At 46.9% G+C, this 18308-nt stretch carries 22 protein-coding genes; all 22 read right to left on the reverse strand.

Annotation, left to right across the window (positions count from 1 at the left end):
• Positions 1-4: 4 nt before the first annotated feature.
• Positions 5-664: a DUF2612 domain-containing protein gene (locus ACHB7C_RS11565; RefSeq protein WP_131680582.1), complete on the reverse strand. Its 660-nt coding sequence runs from the start codon at positions 662-664 to the stop codon at positions 5-7.
• Positions 661-1848 (reverse strand): baseplate J/gp47 family protein, encoded by a 1188-nt coding sequence (locus ACHB7C_RS11570; protein ID WP_131680583.1) that lies wholly within the window; start codon positions 1846-1848, stop codon positions 661-663. Before ACHB7C_RS11570 ends, ACHB7C_RS11565 begins: the two co-directional genes overlap by 4 nt.
• Positions 1841-2185 carry a hypothetical protein gene (locus tag ACHB7C_RS11575; protein ID WP_131680584.1) on the reverse strand — a complete coding sequence of 115 codons (345 nt, stop codon included), beginning with the start codon at positions 2183-2185 and terminating at the stop codon, positions 1841-1843. The genes ACHB7C_RS11570 and ACHB7C_RS11575 overlap by 8 nt, the downstream gene beginning before the upstream one ends.
• Positions 2182-2874, reverse strand: coding sequence for a Gp138 family membrane-puncturing spike protein (locus ACHB7C_RS11580; RefSeq protein WP_131680585.1), 693 nt, complete (start codon positions 2872-2874; stop codon positions 2182-2184). Before ACHB7C_RS11580 ends, ACHB7C_RS11575 begins: the two co-directional genes overlap by 4 nt.
• A gap of 3 nt (positions 2875-2877) precedes the next feature.
• Positions 2878-3693 carry a baseplate hub protein gene (locus tag ACHB7C_RS11585; RefSeq protein ID WP_349486841.1) on the reverse strand — a complete coding sequence of 272 codons (816 nt, stop codon included), beginning with the start codon at positions 3691-3693 and terminating at the stop codon, positions 2878-2880.
• Positions 3686-3979 carry a phage baseplate plug protein gene (locus ACHB7C_RS11590; RefSeq protein WP_105881048.1) on the reverse strand — a complete coding sequence of 98 codons (294 nt, stop codon included), beginning with the start codon at positions 3977-3979 and terminating at the stop codon, positions 3686-3688. Before ACHB7C_RS11590 ends, ACHB7C_RS11585 begins: the two co-directional genes overlap by 8 nt.
• A gap of 3 nt (positions 3980-3982) precedes the next feature.
• Positions 3983-4510, reverse strand: a complete 528-nt coding sequence (locus ACHB7C_RS11595; RefSeq protein WP_395347365.1) for a phage baseplate protein — start codon at positions 4508-4510, stop codon at positions 3983-3985.
• A complete protein-coding gene (locus ACHB7C_RS11600) occupies positions 4507-7017 on the reverse strand; it encodes a hypothetical protein (RefSeq protein ID WP_349486831.1) in 2511 nt (836 codons plus the stop codon). Before ACHB7C_RS11600 ends, ACHB7C_RS11595 begins: the two co-directional genes overlap by 4 nt.
• An 82-nt stretch (positions 7018-7099) precedes the next feature.
• Complete coding sequence (locus ACHB7C_RS11605; protein ID WP_349486830.1) at positions 7100-7558, reverse strand: hypothetical protein; 459 nt, start codon at positions 7556-7558, stop codon at positions 7100-7102.
• A 49-nt stretch (positions 7559-7607) separates the two neighbouring features.
• Positions 7608-8060 (reverse strand): phage tail fiber protein, encoded by a 453-nt coding sequence (locus ACHB7C_RS11610; RefSeq protein WP_349486829.1) that lies wholly within the window; start codon positions 8058-8060, stop codon positions 7608-7610.
• Positions 8061-8069: 9 nt separating this feature from the next.
• Entirely contained in the window at positions 8070-9557 is a 1488-nt protein-coding gene (locus ACHB7C_RS11615) for a DUF3383 domain-containing protein (RefSeq protein WP_349486828.1), read from the reverse strand.
• Positions 9558-9567: 10 nt separating this feature from the next.
• Positions 9568-10083 carry a phage gateway protein gene (locus tag ACHB7C_RS11620; RefSeq protein WP_198860781.1) on the reverse strand — a complete coding sequence of 172 codons (516 nt, stop codon included), beginning with the start codon at positions 10081-10083 and terminating at the stop codon, positions 9568-9570.
• Positions 10073-10441: a phage collar protein gene (locus tag ACHB7C_RS11625; RefSeq protein WP_131680590.1), complete on the reverse strand. Its 369-nt coding sequence runs from the start codon at positions 10439-10441 to the stop codon at positions 10073-10075. Before ACHB7C_RS11625 ends, ACHB7C_RS11620 begins: the two co-directional genes overlap by 11 nt.
• Positions 10441-10899: a hypothetical protein gene (locus ACHB7C_RS11630; protein ID WP_395347369.1), complete on the reverse strand. Its 459-nt coding sequence runs from the start codon at positions 10897-10899 to the stop codon at positions 10441-10443. Before ACHB7C_RS11630 ends, ACHB7C_RS11625 begins: the two co-directional genes overlap by 1 nt.
• Positions 10899-11330, reverse strand: a complete 432-nt coding sequence (locus tag ACHB7C_RS11635) for a DUF4054 domain-containing protein (RefSeq protein WP_395347468.1) — start codon at positions 11328-11330, stop codon at positions 10899-10901. The genes ACHB7C_RS11630 and ACHB7C_RS11635 overlap by 1 nt, the downstream gene beginning before the upstream one ends.
• Positions 11331-11332: 2 nt before the next feature.
• Positions 11333-11674: a hypothetical protein gene (locus tag ACHB7C_RS11640; protein ID WP_105881054.1), complete on the reverse strand. Its 342-nt coding sequence runs from the start codon at positions 11672-11674 to the stop codon at positions 11333-11335.
• 56 nt (positions 11675-11730) lie between these two features.
• Positions 11731-12798 (reverse strand): major capsid family protein, encoded by a 1068-nt coding sequence (locus tag ACHB7C_RS11645; RefSeq protein WP_042844781.1) that lies wholly within the window; start codon positions 12796-12798, stop codon positions 11731-11733.
• Complete coding sequence (locus ACHB7C_RS11650; protein WP_395347372.1) at positions 12798-13295, reverse strand: hypothetical protein; 498 nt, start codon at positions 13293-13295, stop codon at positions 12798-12800. Before ACHB7C_RS11650 ends, ACHB7C_RS11645 begins: the two co-directional genes overlap by 1 nt.
• On the reverse strand, positions 13295-14551 hold the full coding sequence (locus ACHB7C_RS11655; protein WP_166264725.1) for a DUF2213 domain-containing protein: 1257 nt from the start codon (positions 14549-14551) through the stop codon (positions 13295-13297). Before ACHB7C_RS11655 ends, ACHB7C_RS11650 begins: the two co-directional genes overlap by 1 nt.
• Positions 14548-15261, reverse strand: a complete 714-nt coding sequence (locus ACHB7C_RS11660) for a phage minor head protein (RefSeq protein ID WP_166265012.1) — start codon at positions 15259-15261, stop codon at positions 14548-14550. Before ACHB7C_RS11660 ends, ACHB7C_RS11655 begins: the two co-directional genes overlap by 4 nt.
• Positions 15262-15298: 37 nt before the next feature.
• A complete protein-coding gene (locus ACHB7C_RS11665; RefSeq protein ID WP_395347374.1) occupies positions 15299-16801 on the reverse strand; it encodes a DUF1073 domain-containing protein in 1503 nt (500 codons plus the stop codon).
• A gap of 4 nt (positions 16802-16805) precedes the next feature.
• Positions 16806-18203 carry a phage terminase large subunit gene (gene terL, locus ACHB7C_RS11670; RefSeq protein WP_349486823.1) on the reverse strand — a complete coding sequence of 466 codons (1398 nt, stop codon included), beginning with the start codon at positions 18201-18203 and terminating at the stop codon, positions 16806-16808.
• Between the last annotated feature and the right edge of the window lie 105 nt (positions 18204-18308).

Genomic DNA, 18308 nt, shown 5'->3' on the forward strand with positions numbered 1-18308 from the left:
AGTTTTAGGCTCCGAAATTACTGCTAAGGAAGTTTTTACGATGTTGGCCGTGACCAAAGGCTTTCTTCGTCACGATACGGTATTTGACACCCACACCCGATGGGCGAGGCATAAGATCAAAGTTTTCAAGAAGAACCCGTAAACGTTCATCCGGGTTGAAATTAAACACGTAATACAAATAAGTCATATCGAGCGGATCAAGCACAAACACTTTGCTGTCGGCTTGCCAAAAGAACCGTTTAAGAAATTCGTTAATATTGGTGACCGTTGGGCTTTGCGTAAGATTAAAATAGCGCATACGCACAATGAGCCGCTTTTGATCGACGGTAAGCGATAAGGTGTAATCGGCATTACGCCGAAAGTTGCCTTTAAAATTAGCGTTCTTTTTACCGAAACCAAAGCCGATTTTGGTTTTATCGCTAGGCGGGACATCAATCCCCAACGGCACATCGAGTATGCGCGCCCAAATATTTAGCCCAAACTCGTTCGCAGTATCGATATTAAACACATTACGGTACCAATCACGCCAAAATTGGACGGTGGATTGCTCAAAATAGTCTGCTTTGTATTTGGCTAATGCCTTGAGGTTTGCCGCATCTTCATATTGCCAAAGGATCGCTTTTAATAAATCAGAATGAAAATCAAATGATTGGGTTTTGCTCATACCAGTACCACCTGTACCGCACTGCGTTTGAGCCTTGCCACCTCATTCATTTTGATTTCATAGTTATTTGATGACCAGGCTTTGCCATCGGTTGACAGTTCGACACGTGTAATAAATAAACGAGGCTCAACAGCATTGATACCGGCTGATATTTCGAAAGGTGATACATCACGCCCCACCACTAAACCGCCCTCACCATCGATATCCCCATTTGCCCATGACTCAACCGCGGCAGGAATAATCGTTTGTGCATCGACGGTGGCTTTTTTCACTGTTACTCGGCAGAACAACACAATTTCTTTCGCCCTATCGAATTTAACGGGATAAATTTGGCCGCTGATGTTTTCCAATACGTCAACTTCTTCACTGCCGTTAAAAGCCGCACCCAGCGTTTTTGTACGCAGTAGCGAACGAGCAATTGCCTCTTTATCGCCCCCTTCAACACACACATAAATACTATGAGGCACTAACGTGATCCCATCAAACATCATTGGTTGGTCCGTGTAGTTTTCTCGATACGCCAACGAACGTACCCCTTCCAATTCATACAATGCAGAGGTAATCGCCTCCCCCACACTGACGGTGTTTTTGGCTAACGTCTGCTTACGTCGTCGCCTTGATTGTAAATCTGATTCAGCATCTCGCCCCAACACCGCATTGCTGGGGTTATGAACGGTTTCCCAACCTAATACCGAACTGGCCACTTTATTGAGTTGGCCCACGCCACACTCAACCGCCCCTGTTTCAATGGCGCGCATATCCCCAGCTACAGAGCCATCTTTACCGATAATTAAAGTCTTGGTGGTTTCGAATAAGTCGCCATTCAGCGTGGCCGCTTGTGACCTCTTGGGAATAATGGTGTCGGCAATACCCGTGAATTTCACCTGTGATAAAAAGGAGTGTGTGGCATCAAAACGCTGCCCGCCCATTAAGGCCCATATAGCATCAAGGAAAATGCCACCAGCTAAATCGGGGTTAATTTGATTGGCCAACTCTGCATTATTGCGTACAACGGCGTCCCGATTTTCGACCTCCATGGTGATCAATGCCCCTTGTGGGGTTTCGGGGTTAACATCCAGTTGCTGGCCAAAGACACTTTTAAATTCGTTTTCAACGTCATCACGTAACGTGCTGGTATCCGGCACAATTACACCCTGTGATGTGAGATATTGATAATCAGCCATTGAGCGTTATCTCCCCATAAATGGTTTGGATCACCGCGGTATAGTTCAGCGAGTTATCTGTGATTAATGCCGAAAATGACACCACCGATATCACATCATCCAACTCACGTATTCGGTCACGAAACGCCGCTTCAAACAGCGGAATATCGGCTTGTCGCCCAAAGGTGGTTTTCCAATAAGGAATACCCATATCGAGCTTATGCAGCATTTCACCACGGAGTGCTTTGACATAATGTTCACAACGGTTTTTTGATGCCCGTTCACCACTCGTAATCGCTATGTTGCCACTATTCCCCAAATAGATATCGTTATTGTCGTTTACATCAAAAGTCATCATATCGGCACTCCTGAATTGCTATTACCACTTTGAATACCACTATGTTTATGCGTAGATCCGATATCTTTACCGTTATGTTTCATCGTGCCCCCGTTTGAGTCGCTGTTGCCATTTACGGCCTGATTGCCATTCACCGTGACATTGCCGTTAAAGATGGTTTCAGGCACATTGACCTCAAGAACGGGCGAATCTAAAACCGCTTTACCCTCATGCAATGACAAACACACGGAGCCATCCATGGACTGGATAACCAAGGCATCCGTATTTTTGCCATCAATTAACCAGCCTTTAAGCGTGTCGGGAAAGAACATGGCATCGCTAAAGGTATGCAAACGAGCGGTATTGGGTTCATCCTCTAAGCCGCCACGTTGAAAAATTAAGCTGATATCGCGGTCATTGGCTTTGAGCCAACCAAAGTCTCCTGATTTAATTGGCATACGGATAAAAAAGCCACCGCCGCCAAAACGAAAAACGGGAATATTCGGTACCGCTGCACGCCCAACTTTTTGCCCTTGTGTTGACACCATCATGACGAGTGGCTTGATAACAGCGCGGTTAGTTTTATCGTCATAGCTCACCACCGTCGCGGGGAGCATGTCGTCAATATTCATCAATAAGCTACGAAATGCAGCCATAAACTGCCCTGCCAAGCTGCCTTCGCTAGCAATATCACTGTTGGGTTGGTTCATGGTTTACACTCGTTTGCAGGTCGCTTGGTAAAAGAAAGGGTCGTCGTGAGAGGCAATATCAAACTTAAGTTGTTCGATAATGTAGTCGCCATTTAAGGCAGGATTAAACTGGCTTTCAAGGCGTAACATGCCGCCCAATGACGACTCGCTATCAATTAAATAAGTGATGTCGACACCCTTTTCAGTGGCTTTCGGTATCCCTACCATGCCCGATTTTTGGTTAAGAATACGCAAGCGGCCACTTAACGCTTTATCCTGGTCTTTCACATACAGCATGTCATCGTCGATAAACGCTTTCACATTGCCCGCATCTTGCAGACGTTCCACTTGCTTGAGTGCCGGCCCACAAAAATACCAATTGGCAATATTTTTATCGGTGGCTTGAAAGTCCAATTTAACCCCGCAATCCTGCGCTATGTTCTTAGCCAGCTCGCTCATTTTACTTATGGCACTACCGGACGAAGAAACAATATCACGCGCAATTGTATTGTTGGTTTTCGCTTTTAAGGTCAGGGTGACATCAGGCGGTGAGGCGATTTCTGCACTAACAATATCCCCCACATAAATGCGAAATACGCCTGTACTGGCGCGTCCCGCTTCGACAATTAAACGATGCGGTTGCTTGGCTTGGGTATAAGGGCTGGTTTCGGTCAGCAACATATTGCGTGTTGCGGCATTGAGCCCATCGATATTGACCGTGCATTCATTCTGCAGGGGATTGGCATATTTAGTGCCACTAGCTCGAATTCGCAGCCCCTCATACCACTGCAGCCGACCATTAGCTTCAATGCCTAATCGTATGCGGCGTAAATCAATCATCATCCCCCCACCAAACAAGACTGTGCGATTGGCCAAACTGCGCCCACCATGGCAGCTCATCATTCTCAGTGATAAAGGCAAAATTACCGTTGCCCGATAAATAGCGGTAGGGGATCAGCGGTTGATTGGGCATCACACGAATGCCTTGCAGTAAAACCACATCATTGCGTTTGATATCGCAGCACATTGTTGTTCGTGCCACTTTAATCGTTAGCTCCCACTCATCACCGCCAAGGCTCACGCGCAAGCGTTGATTAGGTACGGTATTTAAAGGGATCTCTTTCATGGGTCACCACCCTAACGTCAATTCACCGTCAGCAATTTTGGTTGCTGCCGATTTTTTCTTTTTGTCCGGCACCGTGGACGTTTGCACTTTCCCGCGATTCACCGTGCTCGATTGCTCTTTTTTTGCCACCTTACGGGGCGGCAGGTTGCCATATTCTGGCTCAACCGTTCGCCACTCACTAAAGTGCAGTGACAATTTAATCGCATCCGCCATTTCAGGAATTTCATCATGATAGAGATTCACCAGCAGCATGGGTTGGTAGGTTTTCACCCGCGTTTGAATACCCACTAACTGGTGTTTATCATTAGTTTGCTGCAGGATTTCAAAGGCACTTTTCATTTCGCCGGCTAAAATTAAATCCATACCAATTTCAACCGGCAGAACCACAACATGGTCACTGCGTGTTTCCCCCGACTCAACGGTAAACTGTGTCGCTTTGTGTTCGTCACGCACGTTGATTTGAATTGGATTGGCCGTTTCAAATAACGTCGAAAAGTTATCGACATTGAAGATTTTCACCTCGGTGATCATTTGCTTACCCCCGAACTGGTTTGATGGGCTAAATCTTGTAGCTGGGATTGCAACGCATCTTTCGTGCCACTCGCCATGCCTTGCGCATCCGTCGCTTGGGTTTCCACTTTGATTTCACCAATCGACAAGTTAGTTTCATTGGTAGTATTGGATTGATTACTAATAGCTTGGCTCGTCATCGGGTTGATTGGATTGTTCGACATGCCGTTAATTTGTTGGCTCAGCCCTTTTACTAACAACGCAGTATCTTCTTCAGATAACTGAGGCTGTTCGGGAATTTGGTGCTCTATCGTACCGTCGGCCGTAACTTTGCGTTCAACCGTTTGAGTCACTTGTACATCCTCAAAACCAAACCACCCTTTGACCGTGCTCCAACCATTTTTAATCGCATCCAATCCGTCATTAATCCAGCCTAAATACTGTTTGATTTGCGCCCATAACCACTTAAAAATGCCTACAACGGCATCAGAAGCCACCGTAAAGACACCTTCAAATTGCTTGCCCCAATCTGCTAAATCCTGAATAAAGCCCGTGAGCCATGCCCATAACTGCTTGCCGCCATCAGCAATAAAGTTAAAGGCAGCCACCGCCACATCGGCGACGACTTGAGACAAAGCCAGGACAAAATCGAAAAAGGCTTTAAACGCTTCCCACACCGCAATAATGACCGCTTTAAGTTCGGGGTATTCATCCAAAATACGCCCTATCATCGAATCATTGCCGTCAATAAAGTTCATGATATCGTCATAAACTAAGGCAAACGCCGCAGCCAGTAAGGCAATAACCGCGATGATCGCCAAAATGGGCCATGTTGCTGCCAAGGTCGCTGCCGCAGCTGATAACATGGCAGGCACATAAAACACCGCAATAGCCGAACCTATTGCAATAAAGAACCCCACAATGAGCGACTTGTTTTCTTTGCAAAAGCTCACAAAGCGGTTAACCCACTCTAGCCCTTTGGTTAAAATCGGGATCACCATTTCTAAGAAGCTGTTTTTCAGTAAGCCTGATGATTGCTTAAAGCCTTGCATGGCTTTGTTGAATTTGATGGATTGTTCAATACTCTCTTTGTTGATGCCTGAGTATTCTTTTTGAATCCCCATCATGCGCTCGAGCTCTTTGCGGCCTTTCATCATCAACTCGACGGTTTTATCATCCGTCACGCCTAATCCCACAAGCGTTGCCTTGGCTTTATCAAACTTCATACCCTGCACTTTATCTGCAGTCTGAAGCACTTTTTCCATGGTATTTTTCGCAAAACCAAACGATTTGGCCATCGCAGATAAATCCGCTTGAGCTGCATCACGCGTACCGCCCAGTTCAGCCATTGAACCCGCGAAAGCGTCCACATCAGCAGTCGCCACATTGATTTTTTTACCCAACTTATCGAGGGTTTCAATATCCGCCGAACGTGAAATTGATTCCCCCACCAAGGCAGTCGCCCCCATCAATAAGCCAACCGCCCCCAATGCCTTTTTGGCAAACGACATGACCGTATTACCAGCTTGCTGATATTTGGTTTCGGTATTCTCAAGGGCTTTTTGCACGGATTGCTGTGCTTTAATTTCACTGGTCGCCGCTTCAATTCCCTTCACTTTCATGGTGTCCACAAGGCGAATTAATTCATTGTAATTACCTTGCAGTGCCTGAATAATGGCGTTGGACAGTTGCTTTGCGGTGATACCTTGGTGTTCGGCTAACGTGAGGTCGGTGACACCTTGATTAAGTTGAATAACATTTTGCTGTAGTGCCTGGTAGTTTGCATCGAGCTCGCCCAAAACGCCTTGAGTGGATTGCATGCCTGCGTCAGATATTGACCGCTGCGCCTCAAGGTTGGCCATCGAATCTGTTACTGTCTCTAATTGTGTTTTAACCGAGCCAGTTTGGGCAATAACCTCATCTGCATTAGTAACGAAATCAATCGAATGTTCAACCGATAAGCCTTGCACTGATTGGCGTAAGTCTGCCATCACACGTTCAATTTCTGCGGCGCCATCGGCAGTAGTGGTCGGGATTTTTTGCAGCTCGTTAATATACTCACTGACCGAGCCTTTTACCTGTTCTAATGCGGTTTTTTGGTCACCCACCGATAACGAGCCGAGGTCATTTTTTAATTGGGTGATATCAGATTGCAGTGATTGCCCCCAATCCCCTAGCGCATCCCCCGCGGAGGCCAAAGCAGCGTCTGTATTTTGCCGTTGCTCATCCAATGCGCTTAATGATGAGCTCACCGCATCTAACCGAGCCACGATTTGATTTGTCTCAGCACTGACCTCGCTGGCATTGGTGGTGAACTGAATAGCATGTTCGGTCGACAGGCCCTGCAGTGATTGCCAAAGTTCCGTCATCACACTCCCGATGGTCAGCGAACTTTGCTGCGCCGCCTGTTGGGTTTGTTTCATACCGTCAATAATGTCATCGGTCGAACGTTGCACCTTTTTAAATGCCCCATCCGCTTGCCTTGTATCAAACTCAAAGACCTGCACAAAGGTATCCATTAATGACATTAGCGATCCTTTGAAGCCGCAAGGGCTTCGTTATAACGGTTAGTAATGGCAATTTCCCACAGGTCCATTGCTTCTTCTAAATCTATTGAGGTTTTGAGTTCGGTGAAAGTGGCGAGGCGTTCGCTGATGATGACGGCAAAGAACCCATCAGCGTTTTTATAATCGACGGGAGTGAACCGCTTACCTTGCTGAGCAGGAAGTGGAGGAAACCTTGGCTCCCGTCGTTGCCGAAAAAACTGGTGTTGTATTTCAACATTTCCAACTCTAAGCGGATCAGCGATTCTCCATCGGGCACATGGTTATCAATCAAGGTTTGTGTTTTAAGGGGAATTTCTTCACCCTCGATAGTGACGCACACATAGGCCATCATTTTCAGCATGGCCTCTTTGCTGACCTCATAGTCACCGATTTTCGGCGCGTTGGATAACGGATATTTGGCTAGGATTTCACGCCCGACTGTAGCGGGTAGGCGACTAATCACAAACAACTTTTCAAGGCCATCAACGTCTTTGATAGCCACTTCTTTAGGTTTTATAAGCATGGTGAACACCGATAAAAAAGGCGGGAACCCCGCCATAAATTGAAATGAATTAACGAATGCGCGTACTATCAAAATCTTGAAACACAAAGGTATAGGCTTTAGATTTCAAACGTCCTGCAGAGGCGGCAGAGTTGCCTCGACTGCCATTGGTAATCTTGCCGTTACGCGCCGTGACCGTTGAGCCATCGCCATAAGACGCCACAAAAGTAATAATATCCCCTGCGTGTCGACGCCCTTTTTTGGCGGTATTGGCCTCGAGTAAAATCGATAAATTTTGATCTTCTTCGCTACCAGCTAAAACGTTGATGGTGACGGTTTGTGGTGTCGGTGTGGACCAACTCACCAAGTTACCGTTAATATCCATAGTGGTTTGCGCAATATCGACAGCCGGTAAATCCAGCGGGTCAGCATCGTCAGCAAAGGCGGTAATTAAAATCCCAGTGGGAAAGGTTTTGCTGGCTTGAATGGTGAAACTCAAGCCGGTTGCAGATACATCATGCATATTCTACTCCTAGACTAAATTATGAGAGCCTTCTACTTTACGAACCCAATCGCCTTTGCCGTAAATCAGCACGTATTTCATGACATACTCAGGTAAGTCACTTTCACCCGTATTTTCAACAATCTGCGCATTATACCAATAGCCTTTATCTTGTACGTCATACCAAGCAAGGTCATCCCTGGAGGCATCTGCAATGGCGAGCTTTTGCACCTCAGAGAGCGTTTTACCGGCTAAAATCGTGCCGTTATTTATCGCTTTAGTGACCGCACCAGCAATCACCATCAACGCTCGCGCTTCACCGTCTTTATTCGCAGGAACGCCTCGTGTGGCCAATAACACGTTAAACCACTGCTGAGCGATATAGGCTTTTAACCATTGCTCATTGGCGTGCACGCTCATATCCAGCGGATTAGACGCACCACCGCACAAGAAGCCCCGCTGATAGAAACGGATTTGCGAGCCGGCTATAGCGGTTTCACCGTAATAGTTCACGCGCAGCTTATCGAATCGGTCAGCCGCTTTGTCTGTGGTCACTTGCGCAGGGAACGTAACGCCTAATTGACGGAACATGTAGTTTGTCGTGGCATTCGTGCGGTCATAATCCGTCGCCGCCATAACGGCCATGGGTAAGGTTTGAATAAAATAGTTAGTATCCGTTTTGAGGTTTAACCCCACAGAAGCGGTTCCCATCAATGCTGCGCTAAAATCTTCAACCTGCTTTTCGCTCACGCTAATATGCAATTGGTATTTGACGTTTTCACCGGAAACATACTGCGCCAATGGCACGGCTTGCTCTAACGTCAATTCATCCAAGAATGTCGCACTACCAAATGAATCGGAAACCTGCTCTGCTACCATAAACGCTTCAAGTGGTGTTTGTGCGGGGTTACCTTCAGACGCAGTACCGGAAGACAGCCCCATGGCATTCGCCAGCACCGAATATTCAACACTAATGGATGCGCGCTCTTGCACACCGCCACTCAGCTCAAAGGCGCTATCGAGTGAATTAAACGTCAAATAGCTACTGGAGAATTGCGGCTCGCTCTCGGCGTTAAGTTTCGCTTGAATGGTGGACGCAATATCCGCATAGGATTTCGCTTCCGACAAATCAATGTCTTTGTAGCTTTTGGTGACAGTACCAATCGTGACCGAAAGCGTTCCATCCGCAATGATTTTTAAATCCGCTAATGCGGCGGCTTTTGTCCCAAATAGCGTAGGCGCTCGCCCCACAGGCTCATAAGAAGCAATTTGTAACTCTTTCGGCTTGCTAACGGGTGCGGGGCTAACATAGCTAAAGTATTGTCGTGCAAAGTTAGCTTCGGGAGAATCAACACCTAACAAGTCATCGACCTGACCACTGGCGAACTCTAAAACTTTACCTGCGGGTATTTTGGGGTTAGTGGAAAATAATCGACCGGTTAATTTACGCATCGGAACTGCTGACGCGCCAATGACCGCCGATGCGATATCAACGTATCGAGTTTGTTTAATTGGCATAGTAAAAACCTTATATGCGGTGAATATCAGGATACAACGCGCGGATAGCGGCAGTATCAGGGAGAAGAGCGCGTTTAAACGTCACATTAAAATCAAATGAGGGGTTTTGTTCGTAGTCGCTATGATCATTCAAAAAGTAAGGACGGCGAATGCCAGTTGCACGTTGAACACCAATATTCTGCTTTCGCAACGCGGTAACAAAAGGCAGTGAATTGACGATCATTCTGACAATCGCGGTAATATCACCCGCAGTGTAATTGCCTAAATCGGTAATTAACGCCTGAACTTGGTACGTTTTTTCCGATAACTGGTTTTCTTGGTGATTGGCATTGTTGCCTTGGACATTGTAATGGCGACCTTGCCACCCGTGGCCATTTTCATTAATCGGGAAAAACATCACCATATTATCTTCACGACCTTGCTTGGTGGATTGAAAGCCGGCTTTCACGGGGATATCAATCCCTGCCTCTTTGAGCTGAAAAAGAAGCTGTTTTCGAATGGCAATATCGACCTCGTTATCCGTCATACGCCCCTACCTCAATGCAAATCACCGATTTCCAGCCGTCCTGCTCATACCAATCCGCATCCCCCATCACATCGTATTTCTTGCCATTAAAAACAAGATAATCCGGTGAAGTACCACGCTGAATGCCTTTGATATCATGGGAGGTATAAAAACGGCGATAAACTTGGTTTGAATCAAAGCCCATTGATTGTGCATCTTGAGTATCGACAGCTTGCCAGCTCCCGCGAATATCAACCGGTTCATAATATTGGTTTTGGTCATGCCCTCGCTCATCGGGCGTTCGGCCTTTAAAACGAAACCACTGGGCTGTTTGCTGAGGAATATAGCGAGAAGCAATACTATGCAAATTACCGAACATTATTTATCCTCCACGACAAAATTGACGGCCTGTAACATCTGCCCTGTGTCGACTAAGGGCTTATCGGTGGATTTCCCTTTGCTGTGACGTCTCGCTCTGGCCTTTATCGTTGAATCATCCAAGGCAGGTGTGGTTACCGCTTTAATGGCCAGTTTCACATCCCCAGCCGCTTTTGCGCCGACTTGGGTTAGCCCATCGGTAACGGAAATATTGCCAGCGGCCGCCGCTTTGGCCATACGGAAAATTAACTGGCCATACTCTACTTTTTTATCGCTCATCGTTGGGCGAAAAAACGAACGGGGAGGAATGCCACCAGTGGGGTAACCTAATTCATGAATGGCGGCAATATAAGCAATGGGTGTGCCATCAGGGTATTTCGAGTGTTCAAAGAAACCCACTTTCAATTGTTTCTTGGCTAACTCATCATAGACTTTTTTCAACTGAGCTAATTTCGTCATTAACGTAACCGCCCCCCTCGTGTGAACCGACCACCCACACCGCGAAATGCCGAGCGCTCACCTGCGCCACCAATATATTGCGGTACGCTACAGCGCTTAATGAGTGCTAAGAACTGTTGGCCATATGTGGTCATTTTGAACCAGTGTGACCAATCAGAACCCGCAGGGGGCGCAGAGAGTGACACGCTGACTTTATCGATAGTCACACTAGTCACAACACCGGTTGGGGATTCATCGTCCGCAATCCACTTTCGCAGTGATAGCATATGAGCAACAACCAACATCCACAGTTCGTTAGTGCAAACGCCGCGACAAGGCGAAAAATAGTTCAGGGCAGATTGAGCAATAATATAAATGTCATCATCACTCACACCATTAAACGATGGATAGAGCACACGAAATGACGTTAGGGGAAATGTGCTCGCCTCCATCATTATTTACCCTTTTTGTTGGTTTTCGGGACTGCTTGTTTTTCTGCTTCCAAAGATTCCACGGTATCCGGCGCTGACTTATCGCTAGCCTCCATATTAGTGGCCACTTTTTCAGGATCTTCTTTGCGGTTTTCAACGCTGATAAACCCGTTTTCTTTGTGTAACTGAAAAACGTGGTTATCTTTAAGCTGGGCGTATTGCTCATCACTGATTTCCGTAACGCGCCCACGCGGGGTATACATATGCTTGGTCATGATATTGGCTTGACCTGCGATAAACACTTTGCCATCCGTGACCGAGTAGTTTTGATCGTTGGATAACGTGCAATAGACATAGAGAGACATGGTTTTCTCCAATAAAAAAGCCCTCATTTGAGGGCGTAAAAAAGGAAGAGGTCTGGTTAAATGCCGGTTAGGCGAGTAATGGCCCAAGGTCGGGTAACAAAAACACCCGCGGTTGCGTTGGTCGCATCCTCTAAATACCCTTTGATTTGCGCTTGTGAGCCCAACAATTGGTATTTAACGGGTACCACTTGTAAGATGGTCGCACTGGTTGCGGTTGAGCCATCATCGATGGTATCTGCGAACATATACGCCACATCCGCACCGCCATTTGCCCCGACAAATTCAGGTGAGAACACAAAGCGCAGGTTCGGATAGTTCTCCTTAACCCACTGATACACCGTTTCACCCCGCGCCACGGGGTTAGCGACATTTAACGTTGAACGATAGCCTAACGGTAACGTCAATGTGATTGCGATATCGTCTTTGATAATTCCACCTGAACTCATTTCAATGCGCGAGAACATATCGGTAATATCTTGGGTGATATCGGCAAACGTGCCGCCCTTCCATTTTTTCGATGCGGTTTCATAAGCCGGTAGATTCGGCTCATTCATCAAACCAAACACGCGGGTTTCAGGGCTATTAAACCCATAGTAACCAATCCGCTCACGCCCTTGCTCTAAGGATTCTGTCGCTGAATTACGCTTTTCTGCGGCGGCTTCAAACCCAGCTGCAGATTGGCGTGCTTCCTCTAACTTTCCGACTTGAAAACCTTGTTCAAAACGCACGATACCACGACGTTCTTGGTCTTGAATGTAAGACGCTAACGGCACGTTGGTATGGTCGCCGTAAAGTTCAGCCTTACCGGTTGGTGTTGCCACATTCAGAATGATTTCCTCATCGTGCCATTCACCCGCATTCAGTACACCAGTGATTTCATCCAATACACGAACACGGGTTGCTGTGCGAATGAGACCAGGGAGAACGTGTTGCAACATTTCACGCTGAATTAACCCACCTTGCATGGCTGCGCCCGTGATAGCGGAGTCCATCGACGCCAAGCCACCAAAACCAATTTGCTCAAGTTCGCGATAGGTCCACTGTTGGTTAGGTTGGATATTAAGTTGACCATGCTTGCGAATATCACGACCAGACATATAAAACTTTTGCTTGCTAACTGGCATTATTCACCTTCCTTTACTGCCGCTGGATATGGAATTTCGGTTAAGCGAATAACGCTTAAATGCGGTGTGTCAGTTGATGATAGGTGACGACTGACAAAGCCAATCACGCGCTCACCTGTACCTACCGTACCTTTAGCCGATAACGAACCGTCCGTTTCGCTGAACACAACTGGGTCATTGATTTTGCCTTCGTCATCGCTTAGCTCGACATACACCTCCCCCATCGCTAAAAACTCACCTTGGGTGCCATTGCGTGCATAGTTCACTTCAATACGATAGGATTTCGGGTTAATCATGATCCCCGCAAATGCGCCCTTGCCACCCACTTGCACAGACTCCACAGAATCATCTTTGTAGGTGTAGGCTCGACCGAAAATGTTTTTCTTCTCATCTTCTGAGCTGAGGATCGCCGCTACTGCTCGAATGGGTCCTGCATGACTGATTTCACCCACTACACCAGATGTTAAGCCATGCGCCACTGATTTAGGAATTGCCATTATTTCGCTCCCCATTTATCCATAATTGATTGATTGCTAACCGCAGAGTCCATCGTCACCGTGGCTTTTTGTGAATCCGGCACACGCCCTTGCATCCACGCATCGAGTGCAATGGCTTCATTACCCTTACCGCATTGGATACCGAGCTTATCAACGCCATACTCCGCTACTTGCTGCTTGGTCATGGCGGCATGGTCAAATACGCCAAGGAACGGGGTCAACTTATGAGCTAACGAATCACGCTCGCCGATTTGCTTTAGCAGTGCGCCTGTGTCCATGGTGGGCTTTGATGCTTCCAAACGCTTAATCTTGCGTTTTAAGGATGCAATCTCATCCATTGTGCCGATGCCATTTTTTAAGCGTTTAAGTCGGCGATTTAAGCTATCCGTGGTGGCTTGGTCGAGATGCTCCTTGGCTTCTTCGATAGCTTCAACGGCGGTTTCAATCGCCACCTCGGCAGCTTCTACAGCTTCTGGTGTACCGGTTGTTGCTTCCTCTGCTGCAACTTCAGCGGCTGCCACAGCCTCTTCCGCTTTTTGTTCTTCTTCGGGATTAGCATCAGTAGATTTCTTTTCTTCTTCCGGTTCTTCATCGGTTGAAGGCTTAGTTTGTGCAATCACCTCTGCAATAATGCTTTTCAGCGCAGTGACTTGCTCCGCTGTAAACGCACCTTCATCAGTGGTTTGCTTCTCTTTGTTTTCTTCTTCGTTCATGCGAATAAGTTCCTTTGTGTCGATAGTGATAACGAGGTGATCTTGCACAGCGACGTCAGGGCCAGTTCGCCCTTCATCCACTAATGCGAGGTGATTGCCACGTAAGTGACGTTGAATAACGTCATAGTGTTGGCCTTCATAAATGCCAGAGGTGAATTCATATTTACTGCGATAACCGGGTGAAAGGTCGATTTTTCCGCTGTCGATATTACTGAGCGCCACATCTGAAAAGATTTTGATATTGGCTCTAAGATATGGTGGGTCAAAATACACATTCTCACCAATTACCCCTTGGATGCCTTTTTTCTCCGCTGGGGTCGCGTGCTTGCCTAACATTTCATGTTCAATAATAAATGGGGTGAGTTTGAAAGAGTTGATGGTCTCTTCACTGGCCAGTTCTTCCGGAGGGCGCAATACGCGATAGATTTTATCGGGTACCGGCGCACCAATTTCAGCCCCCAAATAATCAAAAACCCCAACTTTAGAGATGGGGTTATCTGTCACTTCGAGCCAGCCGTTGTTGTCATAGGTTCGTTTTGTCATGTCTCCTCGCCGAAGTCGATTACAGGCGTCCAAAAACATTTGCAATTAGGTAATTGCCCCGGCAATCCGCGTTCACCCGTTCTTGGGTCAATGATGGGTGGGTTATCTAAATCAAAGACTTCACCGTCTAGCTGTAGATGCCACTCTCTAGGTTCAGCGCTGCCACCAGAGTGATGCCAAATAGCCTGACGAATTCCCGCTGATTTCATGCGCTCATAGTTCGCCGCAGTCGTAATTTTTCGCGTTTGGTCAACGGCGATAAAATTAGCTCGGCTCTCTGTCACGCTGCCAGTGTGCCTGATTTCATCTAATAAGGTTTTCGCACCCTCGCCCCCTTGAGAAATAGAGCGTAACGCTGCACTTTCGATACGTTGATGAAACTGGCTAGGGATGGATTTAATTAGGGAAATATTCTCTGCCGTGGCGGCAATCATTCGGTCTTTTAACGCGTCCGGCATGACAGGGGTTTTGATGGTAATACCGCCAGAAAGCTGTTTAAGGGAATCATCTAAATTACGTTGAGCGCCGATGTCCACTTGGGAAACAAACTTATCGGCCATGGCGCTAGACTGCGTATTAAAGATTTTATCCCACTTGCGTTTTAACCGATTGAGCCAAATCCGTGTTTGACTCGCAATGCTGGCATCCACCGTGGCGCCGTCAAAATCCTCCTTCAATTCACTAAATACGTTTTCATAGTCTTTAATCATTGAGCGGATTAACCGTGACATGTCACGTTGATAACGGCTAGATGGCGCTGCTGAATACTGCAGGGGTTTGCCCTTCAATACTGCTTGGCGGGAGGTTGCCCATCTCGCCTTTTTCGTTCGGACTCGTATTCGTCTCGACATAGTCACTCTCATTTACATCAATGCCGTAATAGCTCGACTTTTTATCTGCTGCGAGTTTTTTACGGATATCTAACCCATCAATCGCACCTGTAGCTGCTAGAGCCGAATCCGTTTGAGCCGATTTCAACTCAATATCGGCGCCCTCTGTCGCTGTTGGGCTATCGAGTGGCGCCCACGTCACCGATATTTCAGTCAGTGGTAGCTCTTCGCTACGCATCAACATGTCGTAGTGACGCTGCAAGAGTTCGTCTAGATCGTTCGACTGCACACTTTCCAGCTCTTCACGGTAGTTCGACTCTTCGTAATCACCCGTTGAGTTAAAGCCTTTTGGTGTAGTGCCCAGTAACTTAGTTGCAGGCACGTTTGCCGCCGCTGCGACTAGCTGGTATTGCGTCATAATGGTGGCGTCTAAATCCGCTAGCGAGGTATCAAACTGTTGTGCAACGTCCTCTTTCCCCATCACCTGCACGCCATAGTTATCGCGCATCTCCATAAAATAAAGCATGTTTTCCTGAATGGTGTTCTTATCTGCACCTTCAGGGTCTGCCATACCGATAGTCAATAACCGCTTGGTCATGGCCAGTTGTGGGGCTTCATTGGCTGTCCGTTCTGAAGCATAGACTCGCTCATAGATGCGCTCTGGTACCGAAACACCAAAGTAGTTATAAAGCGGCTTCAGCACATTAGGCACAGGGAACGGCACAAACTTAACAAAGTGCGATTTATGGTATTTACGACCACCAATCACATAATAAGTGGGGTCGTAAAAATCCATGCTAGCAGGGTCTTGGATATTGGAGTCGGTTAAATCAGGCGTTACCCATTGTGGGTCAATTTGCTTGATCCCCTTGTACATTCCTTTGGTCACGCCATCGAGATTAAACGGGTTTTCATACCACTCTTTCGGGTTTGAGGTTTCCACCACAAACAACGCTAATCGACCACCATACACTCGCCCAAAGTGAATAAGTTCTTTCAAATGATGCTGTATGCGGTACTTTTTATCGCGCTTGCGTAGCTTCTTGCTGATAGCACTGTCATCGTCATTATCGCAATCAATATCATACCCTTGGCGAATAGCATCACGAGCAGGCATATTACAGGCCTTATCCACTAGCCAGTGCTTCGCAATAATGGCGCACATATTGTTGCCAATAAACATTTGTGAGGCATACCAAGCCGCTTGCGATTCAGGGACGCCATAAACTTGCTCACCTTTGAATGAAGGCACGGAAGTATCAATACTGTCCATCCCCACACCGTTAATCATCGGTTGCGGTAGAACTAGCCCGTTAAATCCATTCTCTTTTGCTAATGCAGGATACAAATCTGTGGTAAACGCTGACCGCTTCGGTGGTGCAATCTGCTCTGCAATTTTTCGCCTTTTAAACGGCCACATAGAATTACCTCTTGGTTGTGAAGAAACCGCCTTTTTTCTTCTGGTATAAATCACGCAGCGCCTGTGTCATCGCATCCACTGTGTCGTCATGGCCAGCGAATGGGAACGTTGTAATTTCCTCCACGGTTTCCACTATCCACGGAGCAATGTCTTTGTGCGGTAACCACACATTGCCCGCCTCCCACTCAGCGGTGCAGGCGTGGGCACGTGCGATTTTACTGCCGTCAGGCTCAACGGGGATTAGCCCTGATACCGTTGATTTAAGAGAGTCGATAACTGCAGGGCCATTGGCTTTGTCTTCCACCAACTTACGGCGCCCTTCAGGGAATTTTTCCGCGAGCAGCTTCACGGCATCCTTAGTTTGAGTAAAACTCATGCGTTTTCGAATTTGATAAAGCAAATAGACATTGGCATCTTTCTTACCCCAAACCTGCCCCACTACATAGTCGGTACCGTCGCTGTCTTTAAAGGTCATATCCCAACTATGAATAACCTTGTCGAATTTATCAGGTAGGTCTTTAGGTAAGTAATAGCGTACAAACTCTTCATGGAAGATTTGACCATCACCCGGCTTCGGTGACTGTTGGTACATGGCAGACCAGAAGTAATCACCCAGTATTGCTTTGGTTTCCAACAGTTTATCAATGGGATGAAGTTCAGGTACCAACGCTTCCCCTTGCTCATTAATGGCAGGGAATGCGAGCACCTTGGTTTCAGGGGCTTTTTCTTTTAATTGGCCAGATAAATCGTCGGTCGCCCACCGCGTGGCCATGATGATTTCGCCGCTGTTTTTTGATAAACGGGTCTTAAAGGTCGAGACGTACCAGTTCCAAATCGACTTTTTAACCGTCGGGCTAAGTGCTTCTTTCGAGTTCTTTATTGGGTCATCAATAATACCGAGGTCAACTTTTTTACCCGTTAGTGGGCCACCAACACCCGCACACACATAGCTGCCTTTGTGATTGGCAATGCCGAACTCGTCAGAGTTACGTTTAACAGCGATGCCATTCTCAGGCTTGTTGCCTAACCAACTCTTAGGAAATAACGCACGATATTCAGCCGACATCATAATTCGCTGAACATCGGTATTCATATCACCGGCTAAATCAGATGAATACGATAGCGCCCCAACACGCATGTTGGGGTATTTTCCAAAGAAATAAGCAGGAAGATAGCGGGAAACAATATCAGACTTGCCGTGCTGTGGCGGTGCCCCTAATATTAATTTAGGGCGCTTACCCGCCATCATATCAATCAAGAACTGGTCGAGCGCATCACACACCGTTTGAGAGAAATGGCTCGTGATGTATTCAGGGTTTAAGTATTGAATGAATTCATGCAAACTGCGGCGCGCTATCTCCCTTTCGATCTCTTCATCAAATAAGCTGAAATCGATGTTCATAGCCACACCTAAAATGGAATAAATAGCCCTTTCACCTCAAAATGATGGTGAAATGGAAAGTGAGTTTTTGATAACAAATTAGCAACGAATAAAAAGCCTAAATTC

Origin of the sequence: Providencia sp. 2024EL-00732, assembly GCF_044006275.1 — a bacterium.
GTDB lineage: Bacteria > Pseudomonadota > Gammaproteobacteria > Enterobacterales > Enterobacteriaceae > Providencia > Providencia huashanensis.